Raw genomic sequence first — 16,165 nt, forward strand, 5'->3', positions numbered from 1 at the left:
CGGACGCCGCGTTCCGGTTCCAGCCCCCAGCGAATTTTTCGCCCGAATGGCGCGGGGTCAGATCTGCGCCTGCCCTCCCTCCACCGACAGCTCGATGCCGTTGACGAAGCTCGCATCGTCCGAGGCCAGGAACAGGGCCGCCTTGGCGATCTCCTCCGCCTCGCCGACCCGGCCCATCGGAATCCGGGAGGCGAGGGATGCGATGCGGCCATGCGTATCGCGGCCTTGGCCGATTCCGCGCTCGTCGCGCGGCGGCTCCTGCCGGTCACGGCCCTCGTCGTGGCGGCACCGGCCCACTTGGCGAGCCACGGACGGCCGGCACATCCGGACGACCTGCGGCCGGAGCATTGCCTCGGCTACGCCTACCGGGCCCGGCGCGGGCGTCTGGCACTCGCCGGACCGGACGGCGGCGAGGCGAGCGTCGTCCCCGCCGGGCCCTCGCGGGTGACGCATGCCGACGCCCTGCTTGCGGTGCCGCTCGACGGGCTCGGCATCGCCGAACTCCCGGACTTCATCGCGGCCGATTACCTCGCCGACGGGCGCCCGGAGGCCCTGCCGCCGGACTGGCGCCGGGCGGCGCGCGCTCCTTCGTCACGCCGAGCGCGCGGGCGCGGCCGCCGAAGGTCGAGGCGGTGGCGGATTTTTTCGCCGCACGGTTGTCCCACCTGGGGGCGGGCACCTGGGGGCGGGCACGTGATTTCCGATTTCGGACGTCAGCCCGGCCCGACCGCCGCCCTTCCCTCCGTCAGCCGCGCCGCGTAGCGGGCGATCAGGTCGACCTCGAGGTTGAGCCGGTCGCCGACCCGGCGCTCGCCCCAGGTGGTGACGGCTAGCGTGTGGGGGATCAGCAGCACCGTGAAGGTGTCGCCCTCGACGCCGTTGACGGTGAGCGAGGTGCCGTCGAGGCAGACCGAGCCCTTCTCGGCGATGAAGCGCGAGAGGCCCGGGGGCGCCCGGAGCACGAAGCGCTCGCTCGGCGCCCAACTCTCCCTCGCCTGGGACGCCTCGCCGGCCTGCCCCGTCACCGGCTCGCGGGCGACGATCTCGGCGAGGCCGTCGACATGGCCGGTGACGAGATGGCCGCCGAGCTCGTCGCCGATCTTCAGCGAGCGCTCCAGGTTCACCCGCATGCCCGGAACCCACATCCCGACGGTAGTGCGGGCCAGGGTCTCGGCGGCGGCATCGACCTCGAAGGTGCAGCCGCCCTCGCGCGGGGTCACGGTCACGGCGGTGAGGCAGGGACCCGAACAGGCGATCGAGGCGCCGATCAGGATGCCGGCGGGATCGTAGGCGCAGTCGATGGCGACGCGCTTCAGCTTGGAATCGCCGGACACCGCGGCGACGCGGCCGACATCCGAGACGAGGCCGGTGAACATCTACGGGCTCCGTGCGTGGCAGGTGAAGAGATCGGTGCCGATCCGATATTCCTCCGCGACCGCGAACTCCGCGGAGGCGAGGCGCGCGGCGAGGTTCGGGCCGACCGCCGGCAGGCCGGGCTGGCCGAGAACGCAATCGCCGGTGACGAGCAGGCATTCGTCGACGAGGTTTTCGCGGGCGAGCGCGTCGGCCAGCGTCGGCCCGCCCTCCGAGCAGATCCGGGTCAGGCCGAGGGCGCCGAGGACCCGCAGGGCCTGCGGCAGGTCGATGCGGCCTTCAGGCGTGAGCGGCACCCGCTCCACCTCCGCGCCGCCGGCGGTCAGCGCCGCCTCCGCGACGGCTGGAGCGTCGGGGCCGCACAGGATCAGGGTCGGGACGGTCGCGCTGGTGCGCACCAGTCCCGCACTCGGCGGCGTGCGCAGGGACGGATCGAGGACAATCCGCAGAGGCGAGCGGGCCGCCATCCCGGGCAGGCGCACGGTGAGCTGGGGATCGTCCGCCAGCACCGTGCCGACGCCGACCATGATCGCGTCGCAATGGGCCCGCTGGAGGTGAATCTCGGCATTGGCCCGCGGCCCGCTGATCATCAGCCGGCCCTCTCCGCCCGCCGCAAAGCCGTCCGCCGTGCGGGCGAGCTTGAGGAAGACGGCCGGTCGGCCTTGCAGGATCCGGGTCACGTGCCCGCGCTGGTCGCGCGCGGCCTCAGGTCCCATCAGCCCGACCGAGACACTGATGCCGGCCTCGGCGAGCCGGGCATGGCCGCGGCCGGCGACCCGGGGATCGGGATCGTCCATGGCGCTCACCACCCTGGTGACGCCTGCCGCGATGGTGGCGTCGGCGCAAGGCGAGGTGCGGCCGTGATGCGAGCAGGGTTCGAGCGTGACGTAGAGGGTGGCGCCGCGCGCCGCCTCCCCGGCCGCCGCGAGCGCCACCCGCTCGGCATGGGGCCGGCCGCCCGCTTGCGTCACGCCCTGGGCGAGAATCCGCTCGGAGCCCGGCGGGCCGCCGACCAGCACCGCGCCCACCGACGGGTTCGGCCAGGCCTGGCCGAGATGACGCCGGCCGAGAGCGAGGGCGAGGCGCATGTAGCGCCGGTCGGCCTCCTCCCGGGCGTGATCTCGGGTACTCACGACGCGCGGCTCCGCGGGCGCCGGGCCGGCGGCACCGGCTCTTCGGTTGCCGGAGCCTCGTCGGCGGAGGCCGCCTGGGCGGCGCCGGCGGCGAGGTGGCCGAGCAATTCCTCGAAGTCGCGGGCCTCGCGAAAATTCTTGTAGACCGAGGCGAAGCGCACATAGGCGACGTCGTCGAGACCTTTCAGCCCCTCCATCACCGCCTCGCCGATCGCCTCGCTGGTCACCTCGGCCTCGCCGGTGCTCTCGAGCCGGCGGGTGATGCCGCTCACCAGGCGCTCGATCCGCTCGGCCTCGACCGGGCGCTTGCGGAGCGCCGTCTCGACCGAGCGCTGGAGCTTGTCGCGGTCGAACGGCACCTTGCGGCCCGAGCGCTTGACCACGATCAGCTCGCGCAGCTGCACCCGCTCGAAGGTGGTGAAGCGGCCGCCGCAATCCGGGCATATCCGCCGGCGCCGGATCGCCGAGCTGTCGTCGCTCGGCCGGGAATCCTTCACCTGCGTGTCGAGGCCGCCGCAATAGGGGCACCGCATCGGTCGCCCGTTCCTCTGGTACGAAAAAGGGCCGGTCCCGCGTGGGACCGGCCCCGGAAGGGGCGTGTTCTAGAGCGCTCCCGGCGGAAGGGGAAGCCGGGAGATCAAGCTCTTACGCTTCAGCCGTAGATCGGGAAGCGGTCGGTGAGCGCGTGGACCTCGCTCTTGGCCTTCTCCTCGGCGGCCGCGTCGCCCGCCTCGCCGGCGCGGTGCAGGCCGTCGAGAACTTGCACGATCAACTCGCCGACCTTCTTGAACTCGGCGACGCCGAAGCCGCGGGAGGTCGCGGCCGGAGTGCCGAGACGGATGCCGGAAGTGATGGTCGGCTTCTGCGGATCGAACGGCACGCCGTTCTTGTTGCAGGTGATGCCGGCGCGGGTCAGCGCGGCTTCCGCCGCCTTGCCGGTCAGCTCCTTGGCGCGCAGATCGACCAGCATCAGGTGGTTGTCGGTGCCGCCCGAGGTGATGTCGTAGCCGCCCGAGATGATCGTGTCGGCGAGAGCCTTGGCGTTCTCCACCACCTGCTTGGCGTAGAGCTTGAACTCGGGCTGAAGAGCCTCGCCGAAGGCCACCGCCTTGCCGGCGATGACGTGCATCAAGGGCCCGCCCTGGAGACCCGGGAAGATCGCCGAGTTGAGCTTCTTGGCCAGCGCCTCGTCGTTGGTGAGGATCATGCCGCCGCGCGGGCCGCGCAGGGTCTTGTGGGTGGTGGTGGTGACCACGTGGGCGTGCGGGAACGGCGACGGGTGCACGCCACCGGCGACGAGGCCGGCGAAATGCGCCATGTCGACGAAGAAGATGGCGCCGACGCTGTCGGCGATCTCGCGGAACTTGGCGAAGTCCCAGTGACGCGGATAGCCCGAGCCGCCGGCGATGATCACCTTCGGCTTGTGCTCCTGGGCCAGGCGCTCGACCTGCTCCATGTCGATGCGCTGGTCCTCGCGGCGCACCGTGTAGGAGACCGGCTTGAACCACTTGCCCGAGACGTTCGGGGGCGCGCCGTGGGTGAGGTGGCCGCCGGCCGCGAGGTCGAGGCCGAGGAAGGTGTCGCCAGGCTGCATGGTGGCCATGAACACGCCCTGGTTCGCCTGGGAGCCGGAATTCGGCTGCACGTTGGCGAACTCGCAGCCGAACAGGCGCTTGGCGCGCTCGATGGCCAGGTTCTCGGCGATGTCGACGAACTCGCAGCCGCCGTAATAGCGCCGGCCCGGATAGCCCTCGGCGTACTTGTTGGTCAGCACCGAGCCCTGCGCCTCGAGCACGGCGCGCGAGACGATGTTCTCGGAGGCGATCAGCTCGATCTCGTGCTGCTGGCGGCCGAGTTCCTGCGCGACGGCGCGGGCGAGTTCCGGATCGGCATCGGCCAGCGACGCGGAGAAGAACGAATTGGACCGGGTGTTGGCGACGGTGCCCACGCTCATGTTGGCCTCGAGGTTCTTCGGGAGCCGCCCGGACGGAGCGCCGGTGCGGAAGTAAAGGATCGGGATCGGCCAGCTTCTACACGCGGGCGACGGGGGAGTCCAAGGCCGGAGCGCCGGACATTTGTCCGTGAGCGACATCTGCTGCCGCCCCCGGCTGCGACCTTGCGGCAAGACCCCGCAGCAAGCCCCAAGTGCGTGGCATTGCCCTCCAAGCGCGAAGCATAGACCTCGCGACCCGGGCGCGAAACAAACCGAACCGGCGTGCAGGAGCCGACACCTGCTGTGCCTGTCCGTGGCTGCGCAGCGGAGCCCGGAATCCGGAAGCATCGATCGTGCAGGACGTGAAGCGGGTGCCCCCTTCATGCGTCTCGCACTCATGCAATTACGGACTTCGTTGCACGGCCCTGATAGGACGACAGCGGGCGACAATTCCGTCTCGACCTTGGTCGGAAGCTAGGATTGAGCGCAATTTGCGTCAAGCGCTCGGCGATTCAGAAAAACTGAAAGCAGCGTCACAAATCTTTTCGGCTGTACTTCAGTAGTGGGGCGGCGGCGGCTCGTCCCCGGTCGCGGCCGGGCGCTCGGCCATCTCGCGCACCCGCTCGCGCAGGGCGGCGACGTGCCGCGTCAGGACGTCGATCGCGCTCCACTGCTCGGTGACGATGCGGTTCAGGTCCTCGATCGTCGCGTCCTGGTGGGCGATGCGGGCTTCCAGCGCGTCGAGGCGGGATTCGGGATCGGGGGTCATGAGGGTGTCCACTCACGCGAAAACGGCCCGGGCGCGAAGCCCGGGCCGTTTTCCATTCAGGCTGTCGAACGGCGATCAGTTGGTCCGGTCGTCGTCGGGGGCGTCGGGGTTGAAGTTGCGCGGGCCGGCGGCGGCGGCGGCCATCGAGGCGGTCGGGGCGCCGGCGCCGTCACGCTTGTAGATGTCGTCGCGGAACTGCACGAGGCCGTCCGGGGTCGACCAGGCGGTGATGTAGGTCCAGTAGACCGGGATCGGCGCCACCGGCTTGGCATCGACCCGCTGGCCGCCCTGGATGATCGCCTCGATCGTGTCCGGGTTGGCGTTCGGGGTGCCCTGGAGGATCCAGGAGACGTATTCGCGCACGTTCTGCACGCGCACGCAGCCCGAGGAGACGAAGCGGAAATCGTCGCCGAAGATGCCCTTGGCCGGCGTGTCGTGCATGTACACGCCGTGCGGGTTCGGGATGTTGATCCGCACGAAGCCCATCGAGTTCAGGTCGACGCCCGGATCCTGGCGGAAGCGGTAGCGGGTCGCCTCGTCCGAGTGCCAGTTGACCTGCGACGGCGGGATCTCGCGGTCGCCGTTGAAGATGCGGATCTTGTTGTCGGTCAAATAGGCCGGATCCTTCTGCATCTTCGGGATCAGGTCCTTCTTGATGATCGAGGCCGGCACGGTCCAGTAGGGGTTGAAGTTCACCTCCTGGATCTTGGCGTTCATGATCGGCGACTGGCGGTCGATCTTGCCGACGCCGGCGGCGTGGCGGGTCGCGACGTGGTCGCCATCGACCGTCTCGACCAGGGCCGCCGGGATGTTGACGATGACGTAGCGCTCGCCGAGATTGCCCGAATAGGAGCGCAGGCGCACCGCGTTCAGTTCGAGCTGGCGCAGGCGCACGTCCGCCGGGACGTTCATCGCCTGGACGGTGGTGACGTTCATCGCGCCGGTCTGGTTCAGGCCGTGGCGGGCCTGGAAGCGGCGCACGCCGGCCTCGACGTAAGAATCGTAGACCGGCGAGGAGCCGGCGGCCGGGTCGAGGTCGCCGGAGACGATCAGGCGCTGGCGGAGCGCCGTCACCGCCGGGCTCTTCGAGCCGACGCGCAGGCGCTCGGCACCCGCCACCGCCTGCCAGCCGCCGCGGGCCACGATGTCGCGGTAGCGCTCGACCATCTGCTCGGTCGCCGCCAGGGTCTGGGGCGACAGGATCGGCGTATTGGAGCGCTGCACCCGCATCGTGGCGGCGGAATCGTAGTTCTGCGCCCACTCGGCCTGGGCCAGCCCGCCGCCCCGGTCCTGCTGCGCCAGGGCCGGAAGGGCGGTGGCGGCCAGGAGAGCCAGGCCGAGCGAACCGGTGAGGGAAACGCGTGTCAGCATGGGAATTCTGCTCTCGAACCTGTGACGCGGGACGCTGACGACGGCAAATCGGACGTGGATGCCGTGTTGCGTCCCATTCTATGGCCCGTGACGGTGCCGGGATGCGGTTAAGACACTATGAGGAGCGGGCCAGAATGTGGCGCCGTGCGGGCGCCGTCGTGGAGACCAGAGCTCGGCTGTGGACTGCGGTAATTGTGCAACGCACGCGCTGGCCGGCAGGCTCGCGGAAAGTGGCGGAACCGCATCGGCTCGGCTATGTCGGGCGGATGAGCGATCTCCGGCACGGATTGGCAGGCACGGCGCGTTGGCGCGCGCTCGCCGCGATGCTGTCGCTCTACGGTCTCGTGCTGCAAGCCTTCCTGACCGGCCTCGCACCCGGCCCGGCTGCGGCGAGCGCCGGCATCCTCTGCCAGACGCATCAGGCTCCGGCGGAAAGCGAGCCGCTCGCTCGCGTCCATTCCTGCTGCACGCTCGCCTGTCCGACCCCCCTCGCCCCACCGGCCCCCGCGTCAGCGGAGGCCTGGCCGCCCCGGATCGCGGTCGTCCTGTCGTGGTCCCTGGCGGGAACGGCTCCGGCGCATGCGTCGCCCGCCCGGCCCGCTTCCGCCCGCGGTCCCCCCGTCGCGTGACGTCCATCGGGCAAGCACTGCTGCCCCCTCCCCGTCCCGCGACTCATTCGGACCCGATTCCATGACCTTCCCGCTTCGCGCCGGCCTCGCCGCCGCCTTCTCCCTCCTTGCCGCTCCCGCCTTCGCCCATGCCGTGCTCGGCGTGAAACAGGCGAGCCCGAACCAGACCTATCGCGGCGTGGTCCAGATCGGCCATGGCTGCGACGGCAAGCCGACCACCGGCGTCACCGTCACGATTCCCGAGGGCGTGATCGCGGCAAAGCCGATGCCGAAGCCGGGCTGGCAGCTCGCCACCACCAAGGGGGCCTATGGCCGCGCCTATCCGTCCTATCACGGCACCGTGTCGGAGGGCGTGAAGACGATCTCCTGGACCGGCGGCTCGCTGCCCGACGACCAGTACGACGAGTTCGTGTTCCAGGCCCGCCTCACCGATGCGGTCGCGCCGGGCGGCATTGTCTACTTCCCGGTGCGCCAGGATTGCGACGGCACGACCGCCGACTGGAGCCAGGTGCCGGCCGCCGGCCAGGCGGCCCGCGACCTCTCCTCCCCGGCGCCGGGTGTGCGCATCGTCGCGGCCGCCGCGACTGCCGCGCCGGCGGCTCCCGCCTCCATGTCCCCCGCCACCACGTCGATCAAGGCCGGCGACCTCACCATCGAGCAGCCCTGGATCCGCGCGACCCCGGGCGGCGCCAAGGTGGCGGGCGGCTACCTGCAGGTGACCAATACCGGCAAGGAGCCCGATCGGCTGCTCTCCGCCTCGATCCCGCTGGCACCCCGCGGCGAGGTGCATCAGATGGCGATGGACAAGGGCGTGGCGAAGATGGCGCCTGTCGAATCCGGCCTCGTCATCAAGCCCGGCGAGACCGTGGTGCTCAAGCCCGGCGGCTACCACCTGATGTTCATGGACCTGACCGGCCCGGTGAAGGCCGGCGACACGCTCGACGGCACCCTCACCTTCGCCCGCGCCGGGACGGTGCCGGTGCGCTTCGCGGTCGGCGCCATCGGCGCCTCGGCGCCGGAGGCCGGGGGCGGGCACCAGCACCATTGAGGGTGCGCGGGCTCGTCGGCCCTGTGACGTTTCGGTAACGACGGTGGCGGATCGCGCAAGGCGTCCGCCACCTTGTGCCCCGCTCGGCCGTTATCGCTTCGAAGGGCCGGCTTCCGCCGGCCGCCTCGGAGTGACGATCATGAAGCTCGCGCTGCTTGCCGCTCTCGCCCTCTCGACATTCGCACTCACCGGCACAGCCGAGGCGCAGGGCATTCCCGGCGGGATGCAGCGCGGCGCCCGCGAGGGCAACCGCGTCGCCGGCCCGGTCGGCGGCATCGTCGGAGGCGCAGTGGGTGGTGCCGTCGGCGGCGTCAATGGCGTGCTCGGCATCGATCCGGGCCGGCGCGCCTACCGCACGAACCTGCGTGGCCGGCATCATCACGATCATCGCCGGCACCGGCATTATCGCTGAGGGCTGCCTGGGCGGACGAGGTGTCGTCGTCCGCCCGGCACTCGGGTCGAGCGAGATCGATTTTTCTCAAGTCATCCGATTTGTGGACTTTGCTTCTACCGAGTTGTCGAGAAGCCCGCCAGCACAGCAAAAAGTTCGGTTTTACTAGGCGAGCGGGCCTGCGGCGGCGCTTGACCCTCCGGCCCACCCGGTCCTAAGCACGTCGCAACAACCGACGCCCGAGGACGCCATGACCGACCGCCAGCCCGGCTTCAACACCCTCGCGATCCATGCCGGCGCGGCGCCGGACGCCGCCACCGGCGCCCGGGCGACGCCGATCTACCAGACCACCTCGTTCGTGTTCGACGACGTGGACCACGCCGCCTCGCTGTTCGGGCTCCAGGCCTTCGGCAACATCTACAGCCGCATCACCAACCCGACCAACGCGGTGCTGGAGGAGCGCATCGCCGCCCTCGAGGGCGGCACCGCCGCCGTCGCGGTGGCCTCCGGCCACGCCGCCGAGTTCCTGGTGATGCACGCCCTGATGCAGCCGGGCGACGAGTTCATCGCGGCCAACAAGCTCTATGGCGGCTCGATCAACCAGTTCAACCACTCCTACAAGAGCTTCGGCTGGACCGTCGTCTGGGCCGATACCGACGATCCGGCGTCGTTCGAGGCCGCGATCACCCCGCGGACCAAGGCGATCTTCATCGAATCGATCGCCAATCCGGGCGGCGTCATCACCGACATCGCGGCGATCGCGGCGGTCGCCAAGCGCCACAACATCCCGCTCATCGTCGACAACACCATGGCGACGCCGTACCTGATCCGCCCGTTCGAGCACGGCGCCGACATCGTGGTCCACTCGGCCACCAAGTTCCTCGGCGGCCACGGCAACTCGATCGGCGGGCTGATCGTCGACGGCGGCTCGTTCACCTGGGCGGGCGACGCCCGCTACCCGATGCTGTCGCAGCCGCGGCCGGAATATGCCGGCATGGTCCTGTCCGAGACCTTCGGCAATTTCGGCTTCGCCATCGCCGTGCGGGTCCTGGGCCTGCGCGACCTCGGCCCGGCCTTGTCGCCGTTCAACGCCTTCCTGATCATCAACGGCATCGAGACCCTACCGCTGCGCATGCAGCGCCATTCCGACAACGCCAAGACGGTGGCCGAGCACCTGAGCCGCCACCCGGCGGTGGCCTGGGTCAGCTATCCGGGCCTGGAGAGCGACCGCTACCATCAGTTGCACAAGCGGTACTGCCCGCACGGCGCCGGCGCGGTGTTCACCTTCGGCCTCAAGGGCGGCTACGAGGCCGGCGTGGCGCTCGTCTCGAACCTCAAGCTGTTCTCGCACCTGGCCAATATCGGCGACACCCGCTCGCTGGTGATCCACCCGGCCTCGACCACCCACCGCCAGCTCACCGACGAGCAGAAGACCCGGGCCGGCGCCGGGCCGGAGGTGGTGCGCCTCTCGGTCGGGATCGAGGATCCGCGCGACCTGATCGCCGATCTCGACCAGGCGCTCGCCTGAGCCGCCAGGGATTCGGTTTTCGCATCGCGGAGCGATCGATCGGACACCGGATGACCGGCCGCGACGATCGCACGCGGCCGGCGCACCTGCCGTTGTGGGAGTGCGGACAGGGAAAAATTCCCGCAAGCATTGCGGCCAAGCCTGGTCCCGTGATCTATTGGGCACGTTCAGTTTCGGCGCCGGGTGAGCCGATCCGCGCCGGTCGGGACGCATGCCGCCCGGAGCGGGTCTGGAGGCTGGTGCGATGGTCGCCCACGACGCCGACGCCGAACGCGCCTCCCGCGACGAGGCCGCGCGTCGGCGCGCGATCCGCGAGGAGACGGCCCGCCTGCGCGCCCTGCTCCGGGAATCCCGGGATATCGAGTCCCGGGACTTCGAGCCGCGACAGGTCCCAGATGTCCGGCCGGCCCGGAAGGCATGGGGACAGCCCGGCTTTCCCGGCTCGCCGGCCGAGTGGGAGGCGCGCCTCGCCACCGCCGAGGAGCTGAACGCGCGGCTGCGCGCGAGCGAGGCCTTCACCGCCCGGCTCCTGGCGGCGAGCCGCGACGGCATCCAGGTGCTCGCCCTCGACGGGACCGTGCAGTGGCTGAGCGAGGGCGGCCGCATCGCCGTGGACAAGGCCGATGCGCCGGTCATCGGCACGCCCTGGGCCGCCTCGTGGCCGAACCCCGAGGACCGCACGACCGCCGAGGTGGCGCTCGCCGCCGCGCGGGCCGGGCGCACCGGCCGCTTCCGCGCCCCGTCCGGCCATAGCGGCGATCTGCGCTGGTGGGACGTGGTGGTCTCGGCCATCCACGGGCCCGACGGCGCCCCGGAGCGCCTGCTGGCGGTCGCCCGCGACGTGACCGAGGCGCAACGAGCCGAGGAGCAGCAGGCCCTGCTGATGCAGGAGATGGCGCACCGGGTGAAGAACACCCTGGCGCTGGTCCAGGCGGTCGCCGCCCAGACCCTGCGCAGCGCCCCCACCCTCGACGTGGCGATGGAGGCGTTCAACGGCCGGCTGATGGCGCTCTCCGACGCCCACGACGTGCTGATCCGCGGCGCCTGGGCGGAAGCCGACCTCGCGGCGGTCGTCGCGGGGGTGATGGCACCGCATATCGATGCGGTGGCCGGCCGCTTCGCCGCCGCCGGGCCCGGCGTCAGCCTCGGGCCGCGCTCGGTCCTGACCCTGTCCCTGATGCTGCACGAACTCGCCACCAACGCGGCGAAATACGGCGCCCTGTCGAGCCCGGCGGGCCGCGTCGCCGTCACCTGGAACCTCGCGGAGGAGGCCGGGACCGTCCTGCGTCTGCGCTGGCAGGAGAGCGGCGGCCCGCCCGTCGCGCCGCCGACCCGCGGGGGCTTCGGCTCGCGGCTGATCCAGCGCAGCCTGGTGCACAGCTTCGGCGGCCGGGTCAGCCTGCGCTTCCCGCCCGAGGGCGTCGTGATGGACCTCGAAGCGCCGCTCGCGGCGATGCAGGATGGGACTGCGTAGCCGTCACCAGGACGGGACCGTGTAAAGGTCGCCTGAACGGGCCTGCCTGGCAGTCGCCGGAACGGGGCAGAGTGGTCTTCTATGAGGAAGTTCGAGAATGGTTCCGGCAGCGGGGCACCCTGACGCACGGTCCGGCGACGCGTCCGGCCACGCTTGACCCCCGGCATGCGGCCCCATAGGCAGCAACCTTTCGCCCCCCGCCCGCATTGGCCGCGATGACATCTGATCCGGACCGAACGCCCCACGACCTGCCGCCGGAGGGGCCTGCCTCTCCTTGCGACGCGGCGCCCGTGGTGCTCCTCGTCGAAGATGACGGATTACTGCTGATGGAGGCCGCCGACACCCTGGCGGAGGCCGGCTTCACCGTGCTGGAGGCCCCCCACGCCGACCACGCGCTCAAGGTGCTGGAGAGCCGCCCCGACGTCGAGCTGCTGATGACGGACGTCGACATGCCGCTCGGCTCGATGAACGGCTTCGCCCTCGCCCGCCTGGTGTCGCGGCGCTGGCCGCGCATCCCCGTGCTGGTGGTCTCCGGCATGGGCAGCCCCGGCCCGCACGACATGCCGCCGGGCGCGCGCTTCATCCCCAAGCCTTACGCGCCCTCGGCCCTGGTGCGGACGCTCCACGACACCGTGCGCCGCGCCGCCTGAGCTATTTGTACGGACGACCCCAATGACCGATCCGACCAAGCTGCACTTCGCCACCCGGGCGGTCCATGCCGGCACCGCCCCGGACCCGGCCACCGGCGCCCGGGCGCAGCCGATCTACTTCACCAACGGCTTCGTGTTCGAATCGAACGAGCAGGCCGCCGACATCTTCGCCATGCGGGCGACCGGCTTTTCCTATTCCCGCGGCTCGAACCCGACCGTCGCGGCCCTGGAGCGCCGGGTCGCGGCTCTGGAGGGCGCCAAGGCGGCGGTGGCGGTGGCCTCCGGCCAGTCGGCGATGCTGCTCGTGTTGATGACCCTGATGCAGTCGGGCGACGCCTACGTGGCCTCCTCGCGGCTGTTCGGCGGCTCGCTCGGGCTGATGCGCCGGCTGGAGGGCCGCTACGAGCTGGTACCGCAATTCACCCGCGGCCTGACGCCGGAGGATTTCGAGGCGGCGATCACGGACAGGACCCGGGCGATCGTCTGCGAATCGATCGTCAATCCCTGCGGCACGGTGATCGACCTCGAAGGGGTCGCCGCGGTGGCGCACAGGCACGGCCTGCCGCTCGTCGTCGACAACACGCTGGCCTCCCCGGCCCTGATCCGGCCGATCGAGCACGGTGCCGACATCGTGGTCCACTCGACCTCGAAGTTCCTGTCGGGCTCCGGTACGGTGATCGGCGGCCTCGTCTGCGACGGCGGCCGCTTCGACTGGAAGGGCACCGGCCGCTACAACCTGATCAACGAACCCTGGCCGGATTACGACGGCCTCGTCGTCTCCGAGCGCTTCCCCGAGACCGCCTTCGCGGTCGCCTGCCGGCTGTTCGGCCTGCGCGACCTCGGTCCCGGCCTGTCGCCGATGAACGCCTTCCTGACGCTCACCGGCACCGAGACCCTGCCCCTGCGCATGGAGCGCCACTGTTCCAACGCGCGCGCGGTGGCGGCCTTCCTGAAGGACCATCCGAAGGTCGCCTGGGTCAGCTACCCGTCCCTGCCGGGCCAGCCCGGGGAAGAAATGGCGAACCGGTATTCCCCGATGGGCGCCGGCTCGATCTTCACCGTCGGCTTCAAGGGTGGCGAGACGGCGGCAAAGACATTCATCACCGGGCTCAACCTGATCTCGCACCTCGTCAATATCGGCGAGATCAAGTCCCTGGCGATCCATCCGGCGACCACGACCCACCGCCAGCTCCCCGCCGCCGACAAGGAGGCCGCCCGGGTCGGCCCGGACACGGTACGGCTGTCGATCGGCCTCGAAGCGATCGAGGACCTGATCGCCGACGTGGCCCAGTCGCTCGACGCGCTCGACTGAACGTCCGCGCCGTCCGGATCAGCCCCGGACGGCGCTTGCCTCATCCTCCGAACAAATGTAGAACACACTCCGGCCGTCGGCATGTGTGTAGTGGGCAAAACGGCGCCCCTGCCCTTGCCGGTCCCGGCCTGTTCGGCCCAACTCGCGGAACCGAAGCGGTGGTCCGCGGCGTCGGCCGGGCTTGCGCCCGAGTGAGATGGAACGAGAGGAGAGCGCGATGGCGGGCAGCGTGAACAAGGTGATCCTGGTGGGCAATCTCGGGCGCGACCCCGAGACCCGCCGGCTGGCCTCCGGCGATCCGGTGGTGAACCTGCGCCTGGCCACGTCCGAGTCCTGGAAGGACAAGGCGAGCGGCGAGCGCAAGGAGAAGACCGAGTGGCACTCGGTCGTGATCTACAACGAGAACCTGGCCCGCGTCGCCGAGCAATACCTGCGCAAGGGCTCGAAGGTCTATGTCGAGGGCCAGCTCCAGACCCGCAAGTGGCAGGACCAGTCCGGCGTCGAGAAGTACACGACCGAGATCGTGCTGCAGCGCTTCCGCGGCGAGCTGACCATCCTCGACGGCCGCGGCGGCGGGGCCGAGGGCGGCATGTCCGAGATGGGCGGCGACGACATGGGCGGCGGCCAGATCAGCCGCGGCGGCGATTACGGCGGCGGCGGTGGCGGACGCAGCAGCGGTGGACGCTCGTCCTCCGGCGGCGGCGAGCGGCGCCCGGCCCCGTCCTCGAGCGGCGGCAACCAGAAGCGCTACGACGACCTCGACGACGACATCCCGTTCTAGAGCGTTTTTCGACGAAGTGGATACCAGTTCGTCGGAAAATGCGGCAAAATCAATAACCTAGAGAGCTTCGCGATTGCGATGCGATCGGGGAATGCTCTAGGTCATCGTATCCTGCGCGGCGGGCCGGGTTCCGGTTCGCCGCCGGCCGCTCGAGCGAGCGACAACGACGCGCAGCGCCCGGCCACGATGTGGCCGGGCGCTGTTTTGCGTCATACGCTTTCGATTTGATCGCTTCTTCACGCAAAAAAGCGGTTCCGCTCGCGTGTGCGGAGCAAAGCTCCGCCGACGCGGCCTGGTGATATGGTGTCCGAAAGTAATCTGCTGGAAAGCATATCCGGCCGAACCTGACCGGAATCCGCGGTTGGGCCGGCTGGCCTCGCGGGGCGGCTGATACGGACTGACGCAATTTGTACGCAGATCATCGAAATACGCGCACAGGCTTTAATGTTTGATTAGAAATTATAAACACATTGTGTGAATAAATTCAGCGCACCCGGACAGGGCGGCTCGCGGAGACAAGGATGCGTTTCGATCCCGGGAGCCGCTCGCGATTCCTCGACGACCGGACGGGGATCACGACGGTCCTGTTCGGCATCCTGCTGCCAATCCTCATGGTGGGCATCGGCGGCAGCATCGAGCTCGCCAGGGCCGTCGAGTACAAGCAGCGGCTGATCTCGGCCGCCGATCTGAGCTGCCGACAGGCCGAGGTCTATGTCGAGAGCCTGAACGGCCTCAGCATGCCGAACGGCTACGTCGCGACGGTCCAGTCCTACGCCGACAGGAACGGTTCGGAACGAAACTTGTCGGCGACGGCGCAGATCACCGCGACGCCCACCGTCTCCTCCGCAATCCTCACCGTCCCGCCGCTGACGGTCCGCCCGGGCAACATCCACGTCGTGGCGAACGGCTCGGTCGGGCTGTTCTTCAAGGCATTCCTCAACAAGGACAGCTTCGATTTCACCGTCATGCGCGACTGCGCGGTCCAGGCCACGTCCTCGTCCGGTCCCCCGACGGTTCTGATGTCGGAATCCTTCGAGGGCTATGCCGGGCAACTGGTCGGGGGCTGGGGCGTGTTCGGCACGATGTCGAAGGCGAACTGCCCCAGTTCGCTCTGCCAGGGACAGTCCTGGGGAACGACGAATGCCGGCGTCGAGGTGGATCAGCTCTCGGCCATCGCGACGGGCGACGGCGTCCAGTACGGCCAATCCTTCGCCGAACTGGACAGCGATTGCAGCAACAGGGTCGGCACCCAGACGGCGGCGCAGAAAACCGCTTGCGCTCAGAAGAACCAGACGACGAACTCGTCGATCAACATGACGTTCGATCTACCGGTCGGGTCCTACGAGGTCCGCTACGTCTATACGGCCCGAAAGAACGTCGGCGCGTATCAGTACCCGAACGACACCGTCATCTGCTCGAACCCGCAGGACACCGACGGCCTGACGCGCGACGGCGATGTCGCAAAGAATGCGGCGGGCGTGAGCACCGTCTCGCTCGATGGCCAGACGAGACGTATCGAACTCTGGGTGGAACCCAAGACGAGCCAATATAAATCGGACGATCAATCATTGACCGCCGCGTCGAATCCCGATTACGTAAAGCAATATATGGCCGATGTCTGCATCTGGTCGAAAACCTGGATCGAGAGAAGCTATAAATTCAGCGTGACCAAGAAGCAGGAATACCGAATATCCTGGCGGGCGGCCGGGCTCGACGACAGTTTCGGCGGGCTGATCGATTACCTGCGCTTCTGCCAGAATTCATGCCCGTGA

The 16,165-nt window shown here is 69.7% G+C and carries 16 protein-coding genes and 1 pseudogene; 10 read left to right on the forward strand and 7 right to left on the reverse strand.

Annotation, left to right across the window (positions count from 1 at the left end):
* Positions 1-57: 57 nt before the first annotated feature.
* Positions 58-210 (reverse strand): annotated as a pseudogene (locus tag HBB12_RS09975) (SDR family oxidoreductase); the annotation flags it as partial.
* Here HBB12_RS09975 and HBB12_RS09980 point away from each other — a divergent pair.
* The gene (locus tag HBB12_RS09980; protein ID WP_236989204.1) at positions 211-762 is read left to right on the forward strand and encodes a LysR substrate-binding domain-containing protein; all 552 of its coding nucleotides are present in this window, start codon (positions 211-213) and stop codon (positions 760-762) included. It begins immediately after the preceding pseudogene.
* Here HBB12_RS09980 and HBB12_RS09985 read toward each other — a convergent pair.
* The 6 genes from HBB12_RS09985 to HBB12_RS10010 all read right to left on the reverse strand — a co-directional run bounded on the left by HBB12_RS09985 (position 714) and on the right by HBB12_RS10010 (position 6,580).
* The gene (locus HBB12_RS09985; RefSeq protein WP_236989205.1) at positions 714-1,376 is read right to left on the reverse strand and encodes a riboflavin synthase; all 663 of its coding nucleotides are present in this window, start codon (positions 1,374-1,376) and stop codon (positions 714-716) included. The genes HBB12_RS09980 and HBB12_RS09985 overlap by 49 nt on opposite strands.
* On the reverse strand, positions 1,377-2,462 hold the full coding sequence (ribD, locus tag HBB12_RS09990; protein WP_236992730.1) for a bifunctional diaminohydroxyphosphoribosylaminopyrimidine deaminase/5-amino-6-(5-phosphoribosylamino)uracil reductase RibD: 1,086 nt from the start codon (positions 2,460-2,462) through the stop codon (positions 1,377-1,379).
* A gap of 41 nt (positions 2,463-2,503) precedes the next feature.
* Entirely contained in the window at positions 2,504-3,040 is a 537-nt protein-coding gene (gene nrdR / locus HBB12_RS09995; RefSeq protein ID WP_236989206.1) for a transcriptional regulator NrdR, read from the reverse strand.
* 119 nt (positions 3,041-3,159) lie between these two features.
* Complete coding sequence (gene glyA, locus HBB12_RS10000) at positions 3,160-4,461, reverse strand: serine hydroxymethyltransferase (RefSeq protein WP_236989207.1); 1,302 nt, start codon at positions 4,459-4,461, stop codon at positions 3,160-3,162.
* Between the two features lie 535 nt (positions 4,462-4,996).
* Positions 4,997-5,209 carry a SlyX family protein gene (locus HBB12_RS10005; protein ID WP_236989208.1) on the reverse strand — a complete coding sequence of 71 codons (213 nt, stop codon included), beginning with the start codon at positions 5,207-5,209 and terminating at the stop codon, positions 4,997-4,999.
* Positions 5,210-5,284: 75 nt separating this feature from the next.
* Entirely contained in the window at positions 5,285-6,580 is a 1,296-nt protein-coding gene (locus HBB12_RS10010; protein WP_236989209.1) for a L,D-transpeptidase family protein, read from the reverse strand.
* 230 nt (positions 6,581-6,810) lie between these two features.
* Here HBB12_RS10010 and HBB12_RS10015 point away from each other — a divergent pair, with 230 nt between their 5' ends.
* From HBB12_RS10015 to HBB12_RS10055, 9 genes are all read left to right on the forward strand, one after another.
* Entirely contained in the window at positions 6,811-7,209 is a 399-nt protein-coding gene (locus HBB12_RS10015) for a hypothetical protein (RefSeq protein WP_236989210.1), read from the forward strand.
* Positions 7,210-7,270: 61 nt separating this feature from the next.
* Complete coding sequence (locus tag HBB12_RS10020; RefSeq protein WP_236989211.1) at positions 7,271-8,257, forward strand: copper chaperone PCu(A)C domain-containing protein; 987 nt, start codon at positions 7,271-7,273, stop codon at positions 8,255-8,257.
* 139 nt (positions 8,258-8,396) lie between these two features.
* Positions 8,397-8,669 carry a hypothetical protein gene (locus HBB12_RS10025; RefSeq protein WP_236989212.1) on the forward strand — a complete coding sequence of 91 codons (273 nt, stop codon included), beginning with the start codon at positions 8,397-8,399 and terminating at the stop codon, positions 8,667-8,669.
* 229 nt (positions 8,670-8,898) lie between these two features.
* Positions 8,899-10,176, forward strand: a complete 1,278-nt coding sequence (locus tag HBB12_RS10030) for an O-acetylhomoserine aminocarboxypropyltransferase (protein ID WP_236989213.1) — start codon at positions 8,899-8,901, stop codon at positions 10,174-10,176.
* Between the two features lie 244 nt (positions 10,177-10,420).
* On the forward strand, positions 10,421-11,650 hold the full coding sequence (locus tag HBB12_RS10035; protein WP_236989214.1) for a sensor histidine kinase: 1,230 nt from the start codon (positions 10,421-10,423) through the stop codon (positions 11,648-11,650).
* 215 nt (positions 11,651-11,865) lie between these two features.
* Complete coding sequence (locus tag HBB12_RS10040; protein ID WP_272913258.1) at positions 11,866-12,300, forward strand: response regulator; 435 nt, start codon at positions 11,866-11,868, stop codon at positions 12,298-12,300.
* A 22-nt stretch (positions 12,301-12,322) separates the two neighbouring features.
* Positions 12,323-13,612 carry an O-acetylhomoserine aminocarboxypropyltransferase/cysteine synthase family protein gene (locus HBB12_RS10045; RefSeq protein WP_236989215.1) on the forward strand — a complete coding sequence of 430 codons (1,290 nt, stop codon included), beginning with the start codon at positions 12,323-12,325 and terminating at the stop codon, positions 13,610-13,612.
* 217 nt (positions 13,613-13,829) lie between these two features.
* Positions 13,830-14,393 (forward strand): single-stranded DNA-binding protein, encoded by a 564-nt coding sequence (locus HBB12_RS10050; RefSeq protein WP_236989216.1) that lies wholly within the window; start codon positions 13,830-13,832, stop codon positions 14,391-14,393.
* A 521-nt stretch (positions 14,394-14,914) separates the two neighbouring features.
* Entirely contained in the window at positions 14,915-16,165 is a 1,251-nt protein-coding gene (locus HBB12_RS10055) for a TadE/TadG family type IV pilus assembly protein (protein WP_236989217.1), read from the forward strand.

The organism is Methylobacterium sp. SyP6R, from assembly GCF_019216885.1.
In the GTDB taxonomy this organism is placed as follows: Bacteria; Pseudomonadota; Alphaproteobacteria; order Rhizobiales; family Beijerinckiaceae; genus Methylobacterium.

Bases quoted from the DNA above. Each gene is read 5' to 3' on its own strand.
- HBB12_RS09980 (WP_236989204.1), top strand. From the start codon at position 211: ATGCGTATCGCGGCCTTGGCCGATTCCGCGCTCGTCGCGCGGCGGCTC.
- HBB12_RS09985 (WP_236989205.1), bottom strand. From the start codon at position 1,376: ATGTTCACCGGCCTCGTCTCGGATGTCGGCCGCGTCGCCGCGGTGTCC.
- ribD (WP_236992730.1), bottom strand. From the start codon at position 2,462: ATGCGCCTCGCCCTCGCTCTCGGCCGGCGTCATCTCGGCCAGGCCTGG.
- nrdR (WP_236989206.1), bottom strand. From the start codon at position 3,040: ATGCGGTGCCCCTATTGCGGCGGCCTCGACACGCAGGTGAAGGATTCC.
- glyA (WP_236989207.1), bottom strand. From the start codon at position 4,461: ATGAGCGTGGGCACCGTCGCCAACACCCGGTCCAATTCGTTCTTCTCC.
- HBB12_RS10005 (WP_236989208.1), bottom strand. From the start codon at position 5,209: ATGACCCCCGATCCCGAATCCCGCCTCGACGCGCTGGAAGCCCGCATC.
- HBB12_RS10010 (WP_236989209.1), bottom strand. From the start codon at position 6,580: ATGCTGACACGCGTTTCCCTCACCGGTTCGCTCGGCCTGGCTCTCCTG.
- HBB12_RS10020 (WP_236989211.1), top strand. From the start codon at position 7,271: ATGACCTTCCCGCTTCGCGCCGGCCTCGCCGCCGCCTTCTCCCTCCTT.
- HBB12_RS10025 (WP_236989212.1), top strand. From the start codon at position 8,397: ATGAAGCTCGCGCTGCTTGCCGCTCTCGCCCTCTCGACATTCGCACTC.
- HBB12_RS10030 (WP_236989213.1), top strand. From the start codon at position 8,899: ATGACCGACCGCCAGCCCGGCTTCAACACCCTCGCGATCCATGCCGGC.
- HBB12_RS10035 (WP_236989214.1), top strand. From the start codon at position 10,421: ATGGTCGCCCACGACGCCGACGCCGAACGCGCCTCCCGCGACGAGGCC.
- HBB12_RS10040 (WP_272913258.1), top strand. From the start codon at position 11,866: ATGACATCTGATCCGGACCGAACGCCCCACGACCTGCCGCCGGAGGGG.
- HBB12_RS10045 (WP_236989215.1), top strand. From the start codon at position 12,323: ATGACCGATCCGACCAAGCTGCACTTCGCCACCCGGGCGGTCCATGCC.
- HBB12_RS10050 (WP_236989216.1), top strand. From the start codon at position 13,830: ATGGCGGGCAGCGTGAACAAGGTGATCCTGGTGGGCAATCTCGGGCGC.
- HBB12_RS10055 (WP_236989217.1), top strand. From the start codon at position 14,915: ATGCGTTTCGATCCCGGGAGCCGCTCGCGATTCCTCGACGACCGGACG.